This window comes from Pelagerythrobacter marensis (assembly GCF_001028625.1).
GTDB lineage: Bacteria > Pseudomonadota > Alphaproteobacteria > Sphingomonadales > Sphingomonadaceae > Pelagerythrobacter > Pelagerythrobacter marensis.
In genome coordinates this window covers 2,754,343-2,770,763 of record NZ_CP011805.1, presented here as the reverse complement: position 1 = coordinate 2,770,763, position 16,421 = coordinate 2,754,343, and the positions used below count along the sequence as shown (strand labels likewise).

General features: G+C 64.8%; 13 protein-coding genes. 5 read left to right on the top strand and 8 right to left on the bottom strand.

Annotated features, from left to right (window positions below; translation table 11 throughout):
* Positions 1–202 precede the first annotated feature (202 nt).
* Positions 203–766: a DUF1993 domain-containing protein gene (locus AM2010_RS13045; protein ID WP_047807440.1), complete on the top strand. Its 564-nt coding sequence runs from the start codon at positions 203–205 to the stop codon at positions 764–766.
* A 34-nt stretch (positions 767–800) separates the two neighbouring features.
* Here AM2010_RS13045 and fghA read toward each other — a convergent pair whose 3' ends face one another.
* From fghA to AM2010_RS13030, 3 genes are all read right to left on the bottom strand, one after another.
* Complete coding sequence (fghA, locus tag AM2010_RS13040) at positions 801–1,655, bottom strand: S-formylglutathione hydrolase (protein ID WP_047807439.1); 855 nt, start codon at positions 1,653–1,655, stop codon at positions 801–803.
* Between the two features lie 96 nt (positions 1,656–1,751).
* On the bottom strand, positions 1,752–2,984 hold the full coding sequence (locus AM2010_RS13035) for an acetyl-CoA acetyltransferase (RefSeq protein ID WP_047807438.1): 1,233 nt from the start codon (positions 2,982–2,984) through the stop codon (positions 1,752–1,754).
* Between the two features lie 36 nt (positions 2,985–3,020).
* The gene (locus tag AM2010_RS13030) at positions 3,021–4,178 is read right to left on the bottom strand and encodes an acetyl-CoA C-acyltransferase (RefSeq protein ID WP_047807437.1); all 1,158 of its coding nucleotides are present in this window, start codon (positions 4,176–4,178) and stop codon (positions 3,021–3,023) included.
* A gap of 184 nt (positions 4,179–4,362) precedes the next feature.
* On the opposite strand from AM2010_RS13030, the gene AM2010_RS13025 reads away from it, so the two are divergent.
* Positions 4,363–6,066 carry a class I adenylate-forming enzyme family protein gene (locus tag AM2010_RS13025; protein ID WP_047807436.1) on the top strand — a complete coding sequence of 568 codons (1,704 nt, stop codon included), beginning with the start codon at positions 4,363–4,365 and terminating at the stop codon, positions 6,064–6,066.
* Positions 6,067–6,077: 11 nt separating this feature from the next.
* Positions 6,078–6,977 carry an SDR family NAD(P)-dependent oxidoreductase gene (locus AM2010_RS13020; protein WP_150115294.1) on the top strand — a complete coding sequence of 300 codons (900 nt, stop codon included), beginning with the start codon at positions 6,078–6,080 and terminating at the stop codon, positions 6,975–6,977.
* Between the two features lie 378 nt (positions 6,978–7,355).
* Here the strand turns inward: AM2010_RS13020 and AM2010_RS13015 are convergent, their stop codons facing one another.
* From AM2010_RS13015 to AM2010_RS12995, 5 genes are all read right to left on the bottom strand, one after another.
* Complete coding sequence (locus AM2010_RS13015) at positions 7,356–8,888, bottom strand: AMP-binding protein (protein ID WP_053044091.1); 1,533 nt, start codon at positions 8,886–8,888, stop codon at positions 7,356–7,358.
* A 4-nt stretch (positions 8,889–8,892) separates the two neighbouring features.
* Positions 8,893–9,324 carry a nuclear transport factor 2 family protein gene (locus tag AM2010_RS13840; RefSeq protein ID WP_053044090.1) on the bottom strand — a complete coding sequence of 144 codons (432 nt, stop codon included), beginning with the start codon at positions 9,322–9,324 and terminating at the stop codon, positions 8,893–8,895.
* A complete protein-coding gene (locus tag AM2010_RS13005) occupies positions 9,321–10,229 on the bottom strand; it encodes an SDR family NAD(P)-dependent oxidoreductase (RefSeq protein ID WP_053044089.1) in 909 nt (302 codons plus the stop codon). Before AM2010_RS13005 ends, AM2010_RS13840 begins: the two co-directional genes overlap by 4 nt.
* A gap of 10 nt (positions 10,230–10,239) precedes the next feature.
* On the bottom strand, positions 10,240–12,564 hold the full coding sequence (locus tag AM2010_RS13000) for a TonB-dependent receptor (protein WP_160325579.1): 2,325 nt from the start codon (positions 12,562–12,564) through the stop codon (positions 10,240–10,242).
* A gap of 265 nt (positions 12,565–12,829) precedes the next feature.
* On the bottom strand, positions 12,830–13,813 hold the full coding sequence (locus tag AM2010_RS12995) for a winged helix-turn-helix transcriptional regulator (RefSeq protein WP_047807434.1): 984 nt from the start codon (positions 13,811–13,813) through the stop codon (positions 12,830–12,832).
* Between the two features lie 120 nt (positions 13,814–13,933).
* Between AM2010_RS12995 and AM2010_RS12990 the strand changes: the two genes are divergently transcribed.
* Both AM2010_RS12990 and AM2010_RS12985 read left to right on the top strand, forming a co-directional pair.
* Positions 13,934–14,890, top strand: a complete 957-nt coding sequence (locus tag AM2010_RS12990; RefSeq protein WP_047807433.1) for a DUF1295 domain-containing protein — start codon at positions 13,934–13,936, stop codon at positions 14,888–14,890.
* Positions 14,891–14,940: 50 nt separating this feature from the next.
* The gene (locus tag AM2010_RS12985; RefSeq protein WP_047807432.1) at positions 14,941–16,371 is read left to right on the top strand and encodes a carotenoid oxygenase family protein; all 1,431 of its coding nucleotides are present in this window, start codon (positions 14,941–14,943) and stop codon (positions 16,369–16,371) included.
* The last annotated feature ends 50 nt before the right edge of the window (positions 16,372–16,421 follow it).

The following is a 16,421-nucleotide window of genomic DNA, read 5'->3' as shown; positions in this document are numbered from 1 at the left end:
GAAAAAACCCGCGCCCGCTCAGTACGCGAGAACCGGACGGACGACCTACGATGCGAAAGAACGATTCGCCGCTGCTAGCAGGTGCGATGGCCTGTAGGAAAACGGTCGTTCGCCGCGGCGGCAGGTGGCCGATAGGTGGCGGGATGGGGCCGTGTTATGCGCGCGGCCGGGCCTCCGGGCGCAACACAATGGAAGGTCGATCATGACACCGGCAGATTTCCTCGTTCCCACATATGTGCAGATGCTGACGGCGCTGGCCGGCTGGCTCGACAAGGCACAGGCGCAGACGCCCGAACAGGCCGACGCGCTGCTTTCGGCGCGGCTGGCGCCGGACATGTTCCCGCTCTCGACCCAGATCCGCTTCGCCTGCGTCCAGGCGCAGGAGGGCGTGTTTCGCCTGCAGGACGAGGCTTTCCCGCCCGCGCTGACCGAACTGCTCGACGAAGGGCGCAATGGCGGGGAAAATCCGGGAACGATGGCGCAGGCACGCGCCCGGATCGAAGAGACGCTTTCGCTCGTCCGGTCGCTTCCCGCCGATCTTGACGGCGGAGCCCCCGACCGCGCCGTCGCACACGAATTGCCGACCGGCATGATCTTCGATCTGACGCTCGATCAGTATGCCCGCGACTGGGCCATCGCGCAGTTCTATTTCCACGTCATGGCCGCTTACGCCATTCTGCGCAGCCGCGGGATCGACCTGGGCAAGGCGGATTACGTCGCGCACATGTTCGCGTACTTGCGCCCGGGAACGGCACCGCAGGGTTGAATGGCCGGCAGGGCGGACGCCGGCGATCCGCCCCTCACCCCAGCCAGCGGGCGTGCCATTCGACGTGTTCGGCCATGAAGGTCGAGATGAAATAGTACGAATGGTCGTAGCCGGCCTGAAGGCGGATCGTGGCATCGATGCTGGCGGCCTGGCAGGCTTCGGCCAGGCGGTGCGTGCGGAGCTGTTCGACCAGAAAATCGTCAGCCGCGCCCTGGTCGATCAGCAGGTGCGGATGGCGCGCGCCCTCTTGCGCGAACCTGTCTTCTATCAGTGCGACGGCATCGTATTCGCGCCAGGCCGCGCGGTCTTCCCCCAGATAGCGGCCCAGCGCCTTTTCGCCCCACGGCACTTCGCCGGGCGCGACGATCGGCGCGAAGGCGCTGATGGAGCGGAAGCGATCCGGGTTGCGCAAGCCGATGGTCAGCGCGCCGTGGCCGCCCATCGAATGGCCGGTGATCGACTGGCGCGCCATGTCGGCGGGGAATTGGGTGCCGATCACTTCGGGCAGCTCGCGTTCCAGATAGCTGCGCATCCGGTAATTCTTCGCCCACGGGTCCTGCGTCGCATCGACATAGAACCCCGCGCCCTGGCCGAAATCGTACTCGTCCGCCGCATCGGGCACATCCTCGCCGCGCGGGCTGGTGTCGGGGGCGACGAAGATCACCCCGTGCCGCGCGCAGGCCGCGCGGTATTCGCCCTTTTCGGTGACATTGGCGTGGGTGCAGGTCAGGCCGGAAAGATACCACAGCACCGGCAGGCGCGCGCCCGGCGCATGATCGGGCACGAAGACGGAGAAGGTCATCGGCGTGCCGGTTATCGCCGAGCTGTGCGAATAGACGCCCTGGGTGCCGCCGTGGGCGCGATGGGTGCTGATGGTTTCGATGGTCATGGGTGCCCGTCTATCCGCTCGCTCCGGGCTTGTCGAAGGCTCGCTTCGCGTATTCCCGTCCGCATCGGCGGGAGGGATCTGGGCAGTGCCTTGCGTTCAGCCGCGTTCAGGCCGTTCGACGATGAAGCTGGCGGTCGTCGTCGTCGACCCGCCGACATTCAGCGTCTGCACACGGCGCGCCCCTTCGACCTGGTAGCCATCGACCGTGCCCGTCACCTGCTTCGCTGCGTCGAGCGCCATGCGAACGCCGGTCGCGCCCACGGGATGGCCCAGGCCGATCAGCCCGCCCGAGGGGTTGACCGGAATGCGCCCCCCCATCTCGATACTGCCGTCCTCGATCGCCTTCCAGCTTTCGCCCGGCGCCGTAATGCCGAGGTGATCGATCGCCATGTATTCGGTGGTGGTGAAGCAATCGTGGGTCTCGACCGCGTCGATCTGGTCAATGTCGGAAACGCCGGCGCGGGTGCGCGCAGCTTCGATTGCCCGCCGCACTTGGGGGAAGACATAGTCGCCCTGCGCGCTTGCCTCGATCTTCCGGCGATAGGAAATCGGGGCGGAGGTGTGCCCCCATCCGCTGATCCGCGGCAGATCCTGCAGAGCCATGCCGCGCCTGCTGGCATATTCGGCGGCCCGGCTTTCCGAAGCCAGAAACACGGATGCCGCACCATCGGTGATCTGGCCGCAATCCATTTTCCGCGTTCGCCCTTCAACGACGGGGTTCGCCGCGTCGTGCTGGGTGAAGCTGTCGTCGGTAAATTCCCACTTGCGGGTCTGCGAATTGGGGTTGGCGCGTGCATTGTCGAAGTTGATTTCGGCAATCCGCATCAGGTGTTCGTACTTCAAGCCGTAGCGGTCGTCGTACTCCTGGGCCAGATCAGAGAACGCGCGGGGCCAGACGAAATCGGTATCTTCGAACTCGTGCCCTCGCCAGCATGCGGCACCGAGGTGATCCGCCGCCTGTCGCCCGCCGACATTGCGCATCTGTTCGATGCCTACGACACATGCGAGATCGTAGCGCCCGGCCTCGATCTCGGACATTGCGGCGAGGATCGCCATGCTTCCCGAGGCGCAGGCCGCTTCGTGCCGCGCGGTGGGGAGACCATCGAACGCGGGATCGACCATCGCAAAGAATCCGCCAAGCAGGCCCTGCCCGGCAAAAAGCTCGCCGACGAAATTGCCGACATGGCCCGTCTCGATCTCGTCGGCATCGAGTTTCGCATTGTCCAGGCCGGCGCGCACAACTTCGCCGAAAGCGCCGAGCATGTCGGTGCCCTCGCGTGCCCAGTTGCGTGCGAAATCGGTCTGCGCGCCGCCAAGAATGTATACCATCGCAAATCTCCGTAACCCGGGCGCGAATGCGCCGGTTCAGCGCGCGAGCCGCTCCACGATCATCGCCGCGCCCACGCCCTGGGCGCCGGTCGTTACCACCAGCCCGTGTCGCCCCTCGCACGCATCGAGCGCGTCGAGCAATGCCGACAGCAGGATGGCGCCGGTCGCGCCCATGGGATGCCCCTTCGCCAGATGGCCGCCCCCGACGTTCACTTTGTCCATGTCGACGGCATAGTCCCGTTCGAGCTTGGCAATCGTAACCGCGAACGCTTCCATGAATTCAATACGGTCCATATCTGCAAGTGACAGGTCCGCTTTTTCGAGCGCCCGCTCCATCGCGGCAAAGCCACCGAGGAGGGAATCGCGCACATCGCCCCCCGCTTCGGCGAAGGCCACAATCCGTGCCCGCGGGTTCGCCACCTGCTCGCGGGTGCCGAGCATGGCAATCCCCGCGCCGTCGGCCATTGGCGGGGCATGGGCGACGGTCATCCGGTAATCGAGCGCTTCCCCGTCGAGCGGTTCTGCGTACTGTTCCCCCATGGCGGCGAAGGCAGGGGCCAGCGCGGCCGCCTTCTCCGCGTCGATCGGGCGGATCGTCTCGTCACGATCGAGCGAGGGTTGCGCGATACGCGATGCGTTGAGGGCATCGTCGCTTTCGGCAGCAGCCGCCCGCCCCTGCGAAGCGATCGCCGCGCGATCCATCGTCGCCCGGTCGATGTTCTCCCGCACGCTCAGCCGTTCGGCCGCGAGGACCACGGGGATATACTGATCGCGCGCGGCGAACTCGCGCGCCGTGTAATAATCGGCCTTGTCCGCCATGAAGGGCACTTGCGACATCATCTCGACCCCGCCGGCCAGGGCCAGGCCGGCCTGCCCTGCGGCAATCGCATTCGCGCTTTCGGCAATGGCGGTCAGGCCCGAAACGCAGAAGTTGTTGAGCGTATGGGTAACCGTGCCTTCGGGAAGGCGCGCGGCGATCTTCGTCGTCAGGGCCAGATGCCCGCCCTGGGCACCCACCTGGCCGACGCAACCGAGCGAGAGCCGCTCCACATTCTCGCGGCCGATCCCGCTCCGTTCTTCCAGTGCGTCGATCAGCGTCGTCGCCAGTCCATGCGGGCTGAGTTCTGCCAGTCCGCCATCGGGCTTGGCCTTGCCACGCGGGGTTCGGACGGCATCGGCGATATAAACTTCCATGACTACGTTCCTGTTCGATTGCCTGCTGTGGTTCGGTTAGGGTCCCGACGAGAGGACGGCTGGCCGCAGGGGCTGTGCGCCATTTGCAATCGCGCACGCTCGACTCTCTTGTGGCATCAAATTAGTATGCTTACAATAGTCGCTATAACGCCGAGGCAAGCCGGCGGCCAAGCTGGAGAGATCGATGTACGTCACCCCCGAAACGCGAATCGCCGAGTATGAAGCCAAGGGCTGGTGGTCCGGCATCACGGTCGATACGCTGCTGCTCCAGACGATGGCCGGCACGCATGCCCCGCTTGCCGTGATCGACCCGCCCAACCGCGAGGCACTGGACGGCAAGGCACCGCAACGCGTCGATTGGGCCCAGCTGGACGAGCGCGTCGACCGGCTCGCTGCCGCGCTTCATGATCATGGCCTGCGCAAGGATGACCGGATCGTTTCGCAGTTGCCCAACACAATCGATGCCGTGGTGACATTCCTCGCCGCGGCGCGCCTGGGCCTGATCCTCAGCCCCGTGGTCATGCAGTATCGCCAGCACGAACTGACCCATGTGTTCGGCAAGGTAGAGCCCGCCGCCTTCCTGACCGTTTTCCGCTTTCAGGATCACGACCAGGCCGCGCTGGCCGCGAAGATCTGCGCGGATCAGGACGTGAAGCTGATGCTGTTCGGCGCCGTCGATACCGCGAAGGCCCCCGGTGCGATCGCGCTGGACGAGGCGATGCTGGACGCCGACCGCGCGGCCCTGGCAGAATATCGCAGCGACAATCCCGTCCAGGCGGGCGAAGTCCTCACCGTTTGCTGGACGTCCGGCACGGAAAACCAGCCCAAGGGCGTACCGCGCAATCACAACCACTGGGTCCTCAACGGGGACGTGATGGTGGAAGCGACCGCGATGCAGAGCGGCGATACGGTGCTCAACCCGTTCCCGCTGGTCAATATCGGGTCGATCGGCGGCCTCGTGATGCCCTGGCTGCGCTGCGGCGGGACCCTGGTGCTCCACCACCCCTTCGACGTGGCCACGTTCCTGACCCAGTTGCAGCAGGAGAAAGTCAGCTACACGATCGCCCCCCCGGCCGTGCTGGGCGCGCTGCTGAAGCAGCCCGATCTGCTGGCGAAGTTCGACCTTTCAACGCTGCGCACCGTCGGTTCGGGCTCCGCGCCGCTTTCGCCCTGGCTGATCGAGGGGTGGCGCGATCGCTACGGCATCGAAATCGCCAATATCTTCGGATCGAACGAGGGGGCCTCGCTGTTTTCCAACCAGCATTCGGTGCCGGATGCGGCGGAGCGGGCCCGCTTCTTTCCCCGCTTCGGGGCTGAAGGCGCGGATTGGGAAGGTCGCACCGCGCAGATCATGAAATCGCGCCTTGTGGATCTCGAAACGGAAGAGGAGATTACCGCCCCCGGATCGGTCGGCGAGCTGCGGCTGGGCGGTGCGATGGTGTTCGACGGATACTGGCGCGCGCCGGAAATGAGCCAGGGCGCGTTCGACAGCGAAGGCTATTACCGCACCGGCGACCTGTTCGAAATCGCCGGGCCGGGCAACCGCTTCTATCAGTTCCAGGGCCGATCGAAGGAGATCATCATGCGCGGCGGGGTCAACATTTCCCCGGCCGAGCTTGACGACCTGATGGTCGGCCTGCCCCAGATCAGGGAAGCCGCGACCGTCGGCGTGCCCGACGATCGGCTGGGGGAACGCATCGCGGTCGCCGTGGTCCCGCACGAGGGCGAAAGCCCCAGCCTCACCGACGTGACGGCCTGGCTGGAGGAACGCGAAGTCGCCATTTTCAAGCGGCCCGAATTCCTCGTGACGGTCGATGCCGTGCCCCGCAATGCGATGAACAAGGTGGTTCGCGACGAACTGCGCGCCATCGTCCTGGCAAAACTGTGATCGGCGCGGACATGGCAATCACCAATCGCACCGACGCCCTCGATCGCGTCACGCTCGTCACCGGGGCAGGCGCCGGGCTGGGGGCTGCATTCGCCTGGGCCTGCGCGGCAGAGGGCGACACCGTTCTGGTCAACAATCGGGTCCATCCCGATCGGCCCAGCTCGGCAGCCGCACTGGTCGAGGATCTGCGGGCTGCCGGGCATCGCGCCGGGCTGGACGAACATTCCGTCGAGCCCGAAGGCGCGGCGGCAGCGATCGTCGGCAGCGCCATCGATCAGTTCGGCAGGCTCGACGCCATCATCCTGAACGCCGGAATTTCCGGCCCCGCCGCCAAAGTGGCGGATAGCGACCCGGCCGATCTGCGCGATGTCCTGAACATCAACTTCTTTGCCAATGCCGCTCTGGTGCAGGCCGCCCTGCCCCATCTGCAGCGATCGCCCGCCGGGCGGATCGTGCTGGTCGCATCGTCTGCGGGGCTGCATGGGCTGCGCGGACGGGCCCCTTATGCCGCATCGAAAGCCGCGCTGATCGCCTATGGCCGGTCGCTCGCGCTCGAACTGGCGCGCACCGACATTCGGACCAATGTCATTGCCCCTTACGCGGCGACGAAGATGACCGGCGCGCAGGACGGCAAAGGCGATCCGCGCCTGTCCCCCGATCGCGCCGCCCCGGCCGCGGCATGGCTCGCATCCCCCGCCTGCGATGTGAACGGGCAGATCTGGGTCTGCGGCGGCGGCACTTTCCGCCGGGCCGCAATGGTCGAAGGGGCCGGCGGCGGAAGCGCGGATGCCGACACGGCCTGGCTCGCCAGAAACGCCGAAGAGATCTCGGACCTTGCGCCCTATCGCGAGATGGAAGGGGGAGAGGCCGCCTTCGCGGACTTCTACGCCAGCATCAGAGAGCGGGACTAGCCCGTAGACTCATTAGCCGAACGGCAGAGATTGGGGTGGGAATCGTTCTTTATGCTGTCGCCAAACGCATTAGCCATACAATCGCTATTCCAAAGCTCATGACGGTAGCCACAAGGACGATGACCATATCAAACCAATAGAGTCCCGGTTTAGTGCGGCGAGTGACGCTGAACGGCCAGCCTGTTGGGCTTTCTCCGGTTCGGTAAGACCATCGCAGAAGCAGGACACCCAAAAAAGAAGCGCCCCAAATCAAAACCCCAAACCAATCTTCGTCCATAGGCGACTTTCTAGCTATCTCACCCACGTCACGTAACGGGTTTTGTCGAAATGTCCGCAACGAAGTCGCTTCCCGCCTTTCGAAATTTATGAGCCTACGACCTAACCCCCGCTCTCGGCGTAGAGGCGGCGCATGGCCACCTTGTCGGGTTTTCCCAGGCCGGTCTTGGGCAGCGCGTCGGTGGTGAAGATGGCCTTGGGCACGTGGACCGGCCCTTTCGCCTCGCGAACGGCGGCGCGCAGCCGGTCGGGATCGACATCGCAGCCCGCTCTCGGCACCAGCAGCGCCGTGACCCTCTCGCCCCATTTGCGGTCCGGCGTGCCGAACACCGCAACAGAGGATACAGCCGGGTCGCGCGCCATGATGGCTTCGACTTCGGCGGGGAACACATTGAACCCGCCGGTGATGATCATGTCCTTTGCCCGCCCAACGATGCGATACCGGCCGTCCGCCCCCACGCGGGCGAGATCGCCGGTGCGCAGCCAGCCATCGTCGAGGACTTCAGCGGTTTCTTCCGGCCTTGCGTGATAGCCGCTCATCACAAGCTGGCCGCGCACGCAGATTTCCCCGACCTCGCCGGGTTCGACCACTGCCCCCTGTTCGTCGCGCAATTCGATCTCGATGAAGGGGAACGGGGTTCCCGCAGCGTCCGGCGCCTCGCGATGCGCAGCCTTGTCGAGTATCAGCAGCGTGTTCGGCGCTTCGCTCTGCCCGTAACATTGCACGAAGACCGGGCCGAAACGCTCGACCGCCTCGATCACGCGGGCAGGTTCCATCGGTGCGCCCGAGTAGATCAGCGTTTCGATGCTTTCCAGCGCGTCATCCGGCAACTGCGGATCGTCCAGCAGGGCCCCGATCATCGTCGGCACCATCCAGCTCACCGTGGCGCGATGCCGCTTGGCAGCGGCGGCAAATCCGGCAGTCGAAAATTCGCGTTGAAGGATGACCGTGCCGCCCCGGATCAGCGTCGGCAAAACGATCGAGCCGGCGCCGTGCGAGATCGGCGCAGGGCACAGGAACCGGATCTGCGACGGAAAATCGATCCGGGTCAGCGCCATGACGGTGTTGGCGGCCAGCGCGCGGTTGGACAGCATCACGCCCTTGGGCCGCCCGGTGGTGCCCCCCGTATAGGCCAGCCGGATGATGCTTTCCGCCCCACCCTTCGCTCGCGAGGGAAGCGGCTGCGCGGGCGCCCCATCGGGCCAGAAGCGCTCCGCCCCGGCGCACGCCTCGTGCGAATAGCAGGCAATTCCCCTCATGGCGGCAAGCTCGATCGCAGCGGCGATCATGGTTTCTCCGCCAACCAGAACGGCCGCGCCGCTGTCTTCCAGAATATACGCCTGATCCTCGCGCCCGCCCTTCGCGTGAAGGGTGAGCGAGCGGTAACCGCCGATATAGGCTGCGGCCATGAGCGCGTACTGGCGCGTGCAGTTCTCGCTAAGCTGGGCGATCGTTGCCCCTTCGGGCAGGCCGAGCGCTTCGAGCCGTGCCAGCGCCTGGGCGACCATGGCGCCGAATTCGCTGTAGCTCGTCTGCCCGCGATCATCGATGAACGCAGGCGCAGTGCCATGTCGGGCAATGGCATAGAGGATGAAATCGCCGAGCAGTACGGTCGCGGGGGGCTTCATGCTCATGCGATCAATCTTCCGGGCGTTCCAGCAGTTCGAGCGCGTAGTGCGGCAGGCCGTATTCGCCCGCCACCTGGCCGTCGATCGTGGCCCGGTCGAAGTAATCGCGCCAGTCGGTGAAGCGGCCGTTTTCCACACGCACCACCCCCGCATATGGCGTGATGACACGCCGTCCGTTCGCGAGGTCGAAGTCTTCGACCGCTTCGTAGAACACGTCCGGTCCCGCCTGGGCGATCGCATTGATCCGCAGGCGCTTCGTCACGGAAAGATCGCTGTAATCCGTCAGGAACTTGCGAATTTCGTCATGCCCCACCGCCGGCGGCTTGGTAGTGGCCGAGAAATGGAAGCGGCCATCGGGCGCGAACATGGCGACCATGTCGTCGATCCGTGCCGCGTGCCAGTGGTCGAAGAAGCGTACGACCCGTTCGGTATTGGTTGTCATTGACCGTCCTTCGCCCGGGCAACGTCCGCCTGCAGCTTGGCCAGCAGATCGTCGATGCCGGAAGGGGCGTTTTTGGTGTGGGCATAATGGTGTGCGGTACGCGCGGCCCGGTCGAACCAGACCCGGTCAGGCCGGGGCGCCGGCCGCTTGCTGGCAAGCCAGATCGCCGTGTCGGCCCCCTGATCGGGCGAACGCAGCAGGGGGCCAAGCCAGCGATCCATCCACGGCAGGGCATCGGAAACGCCCGCCGTCGCCACCCATCCGGGGTGCATCGCATAGGCACAGCCGATGCGCCCGGCCCAGTGATCGGCGAGCGCGAGCTGGGCCCGCTTGTTCGCCGCATAGGCGAGAAAGCCGTTGTAGGCGCCGCGGTCGAGATTCAGCAGCGCCGTATCGAGCGGGGCGTTATAGAGGCCGCCCGATGTCACATTGACGATTGCGGCGCGATCGAGCTTGCCCGCGTCGATCAGCGCCTCGGTAAGCGCGAAGTGGCCGAGCAGGCTGGTGGCGTAACTCGTCTCGAACCCTTCTGCCGTTGTGCCATACGCGGTCGCCAGCACGCCGACGTTGTTGACCAGCACGTCGATGCTGCCGCATTCTTCCGCCAGGCCGAGATTTTCCGATACCCGCGACAGGTCGCGCTGCGCCGGCTCGATCCCTTCGGATGCACGCGCCAGCACTGCGAGTTTCGCCGGGTCGCGCCCCACGGCCATGACGCGCGCGCCGTGTCGCGCGGCGCGCATCGCGACGGCCCGGCCTATGCCGCCGGTCGCCCCGGTAACCAGCCATCTCTGCCCGGCGAGAGAGCCGGCCGGGGGCCGCAAAGGCAGCCCCCGGGCGACATATCCGATACGGGTGAACGACGGCAGGAAGCGGCCATAGAACGTGAGCGCCTTCGAGGGCATCGTCCGCCTGTCAGTAACGAAGCTGCAATTGCACGGCCACCGAGCGCGGCCGCGATGCCGTCGCGTACTGTGTGTTCGCCCCTACGTTGCTGGCGAAAGGCACTTGCGCGGCGTACGTCCGGAACCGCTCGTCGAGCAGGTTCCGGCCCACCGCGGCGATCGTCCACCTGTCGGTGCCGAACCCGATCCGGGCATCGACCATCGTGTACCCATCGACGATCCCCGCCGGGTCCAGGTTGTCGTGAACGTTGTGTTCGCCGGTATAGGATACGTCCGCATTGGCCTTCAGGCGAATATCGCCAAACAGCGGCCGATCCACATTCAGCCCGCCGTAGAGGTTCCATTTCGGGGTAAAGCGACCGCGTTCACCGGTATAGTCGCACAGCTGCACCCCGTTGACGACGTCGCCATCCGGCGTTTCGCCGAACGCGCAATTGCCGCGCCGGAAATCCAGATATTCGAAGTCGAGATAGGCCGCCGACAGGTTGAAGGCGATGCCCGGGGCAATGGTATAGCGCGCAGTCGCTTCCGCGCCCTGGGTCCGCGTCTTGCCCGCATTGCCGACGTTGAAACCGACCGTGCCGTCGAACTGGCTGATCTGCAGGTCCGAATATGTCGAACGGTACAGCGTCAGGCCGACCGAAGCGGCATTGTTCGCAAAGCTGGCGCGAATGCCGGCTTCATAAGCGTTCACATATTCATCGTCGAAGCCGAACGACTGGTTGTTGTTCGACCGGGCATCGAACCCGAACCCCTTGTAGCCTTCGCGATAGGACCCGAAGAGCAGAACGTCGTCGGTGACGTCGAATTCCAGCGCGATGGAAGGCACAACGTTGCTTTCCGATCTGCTGCGGGACAAGTCATGCCCGGTGCCCGCGCCGGGATTGTTGAGCGAGAAGCCGAGCGCGCTCTGCAAGACCACGATCGGTGTCGGCGCGGTGACCAGCGGGCCGTCGAAGCTGAAGGCACCCTGGCGGGCGACGAGCGTACGGCTGGCGGTCTTATCGTCGATCGCGATGCGCAATCCGGGGATGACCCGCAGCCTGTCGCTCACCCGCCACTGAACTTGCGCGAACACGGCGTAAGTGGTGCTGGTCTGTTCGAAATCGCGTGCCACGCCGATGTCCGAAATGACGCCGTAGCCGAGGTTGGCGAGGTTCGGGCCGAAACTGGTGACGTCCGAATATTCCAGCCGGTTGTGCTCGAAATAGGCACCGCCCACGACGCTCAGCGTGCGGTCGTCCGGCGTTGCGACGCGAACTTCCTGGCTGATCTGCTCGTAATTCTCGCGGGTAAGCGCGCCGAGAATGCTGGCCGAGGTGAAATCGAGGTCGACGCTGGTCGTGCGGTCATATCCGAGATAGCCGGTCACCGTGGTCAGAAGCGAATCGCCCAGCTCGGTTTCGGTCGTCAGCGTTGCGTTCCAGAAGTCGGTCCGGTCGTAATCGTCCGCGTCGGCCTGACGGCGGTAATTGAAGGTGGTGTCCTGCAGAACGCCCGGCAGCCCCGCCCCCGCCAGCGCGGTCGCAAAGTCGAGCGGCGCGCCATTGGGCAGCGTGCGCGTGGCGACATCCTGGCTGACCAGCAGGTTTCTGCCGGTAACGTCGAAGGTCGAATACTCGCCCTTCAGCGTCGCCTTGAACGGGCCGGAATCGTATTGCAGCGTCCCGCGGCCGGCCAGCTCTTCGCGCTGCGGCTCGTCGCGATCCTTGACGGTGTTGTAGACGAAGCCGTCTTCGCTCAGACCGCGAACCGCAATCCGCCCGGCCAGGTTGGGCGCCAGCGGGCCGGAGACGAACGCCTGCCCTTCCACGCCATCGAACACCGGGGTGTAGATGGCCGTAACCCCGGCTTCCACCATATCGGTCGGCTCGGCGGTAATGATGTTGAGAGCGCCGGCAGTGGAATTCTTTCCGAACAGGATCGACTGCGGCCCGCGCAGAACCTCGACCCGCTGGAGATCGAAGAACGGAGCGCGCGTCAGCTGGGCCCGGCCATAGCTGACACCGTCAACATACTGGGCAACCGACTGTTCGAAAGCCGGGTCGTTACCCGACCCGATCCCGCGGATATAGGTCTGGGTGGTCAGGCCGGTCTGGGTAATCTGGAAGTTCGGGACGCTAAGGGTCACTTCTTCCAATGTACTGATTCCGGTGTCGGCCAGTTTGTCGCCGCCCAGCACCTCTATCGAGATGGGGACACGGTTGAGATCCTGTTCACGGCGCTGCGCAGTCACGACGATGGTGAACGGATCGCTCTCTCCGGCCATGTCCTCAGCGGGTTCCGCAGGGCCATCAACCTCCGCATTCCCTGCGTCCTGGGCTGTTGCAGCCATCGGCCATGCAACCAAAGCCAGGGCCGTTCCGAGATACAATGTGGTCGCGCGTTTCATGGGCTCTCCCTCGATCGTTCCGTTAGGCTCGGAATCGATTTCTGCGGGATGGATATCACAAATGGACTTAACTGCAAGCAGTGTCTTTGCGCCCCGTCACGCGAATCGGCAGCACCCGGCGCCCGCTGGCGTCGGGTCCGGCGGGGCGGCAGGTCGTTAGCGGATGGCAGTGCCCACGATCGGGCAGGCGGCGGCACTGGAAGCGCGTTTAGTCTGCGTCAGGAACCGCGCGGCGAGGGGATGCGGGGTTCTGCATCACCCAGCGCGTGGCCTTCGCAGCGATGGGCATTTTCGTGTGGCTGTCGCAGACCACGGGATGAAGGGACTCCCCGGTGTTGCGGTCGATCAGCGAAAGCGGCGGGTCGGCAGCATCGCAGAGCCAGCGCAACGACCACCCATGTGTCGCCAGGACAACCGGATAGAGGCCCCTGCCCGACTGGGTCAGGCGATATTCAAAGCGCTCAGGGCCGGACTGGTAGGCGTGCTTTTCCAGCACCCCGCCTGCGACGAGGCGCGACAGGCGGTCCGACAGGATGTTCGGCGCCATGCCGGCCGCAGACAGGATTTCCTCGAATCGACGCAAGCGAAAGAAAGCGCAGCCGACGACCAGCCAGCTCCAGTAATCGCCGATGATCTTGACCGAACGGTCGATCATCGGCCGATCGATCGGCGGCGGCTTGCTGCGCCAGCGCCGCTGCGCCGGGGCATCGCGCTCGATCAGTCCGGGGCCGGCTTCCCAACCCACCTGATAGGGATCGATCGTCGGGCCGCCGACGCCGTTGAGGACCACGGGGTCCAGCCGTTCCCCGCTCGCCGCATCGTAAAACACCATGTCGTAACGCGACTGCATGGGCGATGGCGCATAATCGCGTTCCCACCGGCCCTGCATCAGCGCGACCCCGAACAGATCGACCCCCATCGCGGTCAGTCGATATTCGGCACGCTTGCGGCCTTCCGGCACGACGCTTTCCAGCAATTTGTTGTCGACCAGCCGCTTGAGCCGTCCCGACAGCACGGTGCGCGGAATATGCAGGGCGTCGGACCATTCGTTGAACCGGCGGACCCCGTAAAATGCCTCTCGCAAAATGAGCTGCGTCCACGCATCGCCGACGACTGCGTGGGCCAGCGCCACAGGATTGCCGGTAATCAGCGCACGCACCGAAGGGGATCTGGCGGGAGGGGATCTGGTCATTCGGTTTCGATGTAGAGCGCTTTGCGCGTGAGAAGCAACTCCGCTCACCTCATCAGATTGTCCCTTGCATTAAAAGACCTAAAAAGTTTAATGCGTGTCGAGGCTATCGGGAGAAGTGCATTGCCAGCCATCGACGCGATTGTTCTAGGGGCCCTGCTCTTGCTGGCGGTCGCCTGGCTGGCAAAGATGCCGAAGAAGACCAAAGGCAAGGCCTGGCATTTCACGCTGGCCGGCATCCCCGCCGCACTGTTCGCGCTCGGCATCGCCGTCCGGGGCGGCGCGCTTGGCGAAGCGCTTTCCGCCTGGTTTGCGGGCGGCCTGGCAGCCGCGACGCTGCTTTTCGTCACATGGGTGCTCGGCAGCGCAAAGCGCAATCACGGCTTTATGGACATCGCCTATCCACTGGCGCCGACCGTCGTTGCCTGGACCGCGTTTCTATCCTCGCCTCCCGGCACGTCGGGCACGGGCGCGGGGATGGCCCCGGTGATTCTGTCGCTGGTATCGCTCTGGGCGGTTCGTCTGGTCATTCAGACGCACGCGCAGAATCATGCGGAAGAACGGCAGCCCTATGCCGCCTGGCGTCAGGCGTTCGGCACGCAATGGTCGTGGTGGAGCCTGTGTCAGGTCTATGCCCTGCAGGGCGTGACGCTCTGGCTATGGGCCGCCCCGCTTGCCTTTGCCGTGGTGGCGCACTTTTCGCTCGTATGGGCGGTCGTCGGGGGCGGTGTATGGCTGGCGGGCTTCACGCTGCAGGCGGTCGCCGATCGCCAGCTGACCCGCTTCCGCGCCGATCCGGCCAATCGCGGCAAGATTCTCGACACGGGTGCGTGGAGCATCGTTCGCCAGCCCAACTATCTGGGCGAGGCGGTGATGTGGTGGGGATATTTCTTCTGCGCGCTGGCCCATCCCTTCGGCTTCCTGACGATCGTCGGCCCGCTGTTCGCGACCTGGTTCATGGGGTTCGGATCGGCCGGCCCGTTCAAGGAAGCGCACATGCGCCGAACCCGCGGTGACGCGTGGAAAGCCTATTGCCAGCGCACCCCGCGCTTCTTCCCGTGGTCGCGCAAAACACCTTAACTTGCATTAATAGACCGATTTTGTTACTCGTCTTCGAAAGGAGAGTCGCCATGAATGCCGCCAGTCTCGCAGAGGGAAACGTCAACGCGCTGAACCCTTACGTCCAGGGCTTCTATGCCCCTCAGCTGGAAGAGGTTACCGCGACCGACCTCGCCGTGATCGGTGAACTGCCCACGGATCTGTGGGGTGCATATGTGCGCAATGGCCCCAACCCCTTCGAAATTCCCGACGAGCCGCATCACTGGTTCGACGGCGAAGGCATGGTGCATTCGATCTATTTCGAAAACGGGAAGGCCGAATATCGCAATCGCTATGTTCTGTCGGACGACAATCTCGCCGACATGAAGGGCGACGGTGCGGATGCGCGCGGGGTCCTGGTCCCGGCAAACCGCGACCGGCCGAACAAAGTGTACAAGGACACGGCCAACACCGATCTGGTAATGCACAATGGGCAGCTGATGGCCCTGTGGTATATCTCCGGCACACCCGTGCGGCTCGACGCCCGAACGCTGGAAACCCTCGGCAACGAGGATTTCGGCGGCAAGCTGCCGCGAAACGTATCGGCGCATGGGAAAGTCGATCCCGAAACGGGCGAGTTCCTGTTTTTCGACTATTCTCTCTACGAACCCTGGATGAGCTTCGGCGTGGTGAGCGCCGATAACGAGCTTACGCATTTCGCCAAGATCGATCTGCCCGGGCCGCGCCTGCCGCACGACATGGGGTTCACCGAAAACTACGTGATCCTGCACGATCTGCCGGTCGTCTTCACCGACAGCGGCATCCGCAACGGCATGTGGCAGATCAGGACCGAACAGCGCGGCGCCCGGTTCGGCGTCGTGCCGCGCAATGGCACTGCGCAGGACGTGAAGTGGTTCGAAACCGATCCCTGCTATCTCTACCACGTCGCCAATTCGTGGGAGGAAGGCGACGAAGTCGTCATGATCGCCTGCCGGATGACGCCGAACAACTTCAAGCCGAACCCCGAACACGGGCAGTTCGGCGGCATGGTCAACATCCTGGCGCTCCACGCCTATGCCTGGGAATGGCGGATGAACATGAAGACGGGTGAGATCACCTCGCGCCAGCTCGACGACCGGTTGAGCGAATTTCCCGCCATCAACCAGGCCTATGCCGGACGCAAGACCCGCTGGTCGTACCATGTCGCGATGGCGAACGAGAATCTTCAGCGGTTCGAGGGTCTGATCAAGTACGACCTGGAAACCGGCGCGAAGGAGGAATACCTCTTCGACGACCAGCTTGGCGGTTCGGAACCCGTCTTCGCCCCGCGCGCCAACGCGAAGGACGAAGACGATGGTTACGTCATCACATATGTCACGCACACCGAAAGCGGCGCATCCGAAGTGCTGATCCTGGATGCCAAGAAATTCTCCCAGGGACCGATCGCCCGCATTCCTCTGCCGGCTCGCGTGCCTGCGGGCTTCCACGCGACCTGGGCCGACGGGGACAAGATCGCCGTCTGAGCGAGATTTCGCCGGGGAAGCGGAAGGCTGCAGCCGCCGCTTCCCCGCGC

What these genes read in the sequence shown, in the direction of transcription:
- AM2010_RS13030 (WP_047807437.1), bottom strand. Translation starts at nt 4,178, where the DNA reads ATGGAAGTTTATATCGCCGATGCCGTCCGAACCCCGCGTGGCAAGGCC.
- AM2010_RS12995 (WP_047807434.1), bottom strand. Translation starts at nt 13,813, where the DNA reads ATGACCAGATCCCCTCCCGCCAGATCCCCTTCGGTGCGTGCGCTGATT.
- AM2010_RS13045 (WP_047807440.1), top strand. Translation starts at nt 203, where the DNA reads ATGACACCGGCAGATTTCCTCGTTCCCACATATGTGCAGATGCTGACG.
- fghA (WP_047807439.1), bottom strand. Translation starts at nt 1,655, where the DNA reads ATGACCATCGAAACCATCAGCACCCATCGCGCCCACGGCGGCACCCAG.
- AM2010_RS13035 (WP_047807438.1), bottom strand. Translation starts at nt 2,984, where the DNA reads ATGGTATACATTCTTGGCGGCGCGCAGACCGATTTCGCACGCAACTGG.
- AM2010_RS13020 (WP_150115294.1), top strand. Translation starts at nt 6,078, where the DNA reads ATGGCAATCACCAATCGCACCGACGCCCTCGATCGCGTCACGCTCGTC.
- AM2010_RS13005 (WP_053044089.1), bottom strand. Translation starts at nt 10,229, where the DNA reads ATGCCCTCGAAGGCGCTCACGTTCTATGGCCGCTTCCTGCCGTCGTTC.
- AM2010_RS13025 (WP_047807436.1), top strand. Translation starts at nt 4,363, where the DNA reads ATGTACGTCACCCCCGAAACGCGAATCGCCGAGTATGAAGCCAAGGGC.
- AM2010_RS13000 (WP_160325579.1), bottom strand. Translation starts at nt 12,564, where the DNA reads ATGGCTGCAACAGCCCAGGACGCAGGGAATGCGGAGGTTGATGGCCCT.
- AM2010_RS13840 (WP_053044090.1), bottom strand. Translation starts at nt 9,324, where the DNA reads ATGACAACCAATACCGAACGGGTCGTACGCTTCTTCGACCACTGGCAC.
- AM2010_RS12985 (WP_047807432.1), top strand. Translation starts at nt 14,941, where the DNA reads ATGAATGCCGCCAGTCTCGCAGAGGGAAACGTCAACGCGCTGAACCCT.
- AM2010_RS13015 (WP_053044091.1), bottom strand. Translation starts at nt 8,888, where the DNA reads ATGAGCATGAAGCCCCCCGCGACCGTACTGCTCGGCGATTTCATCCTC.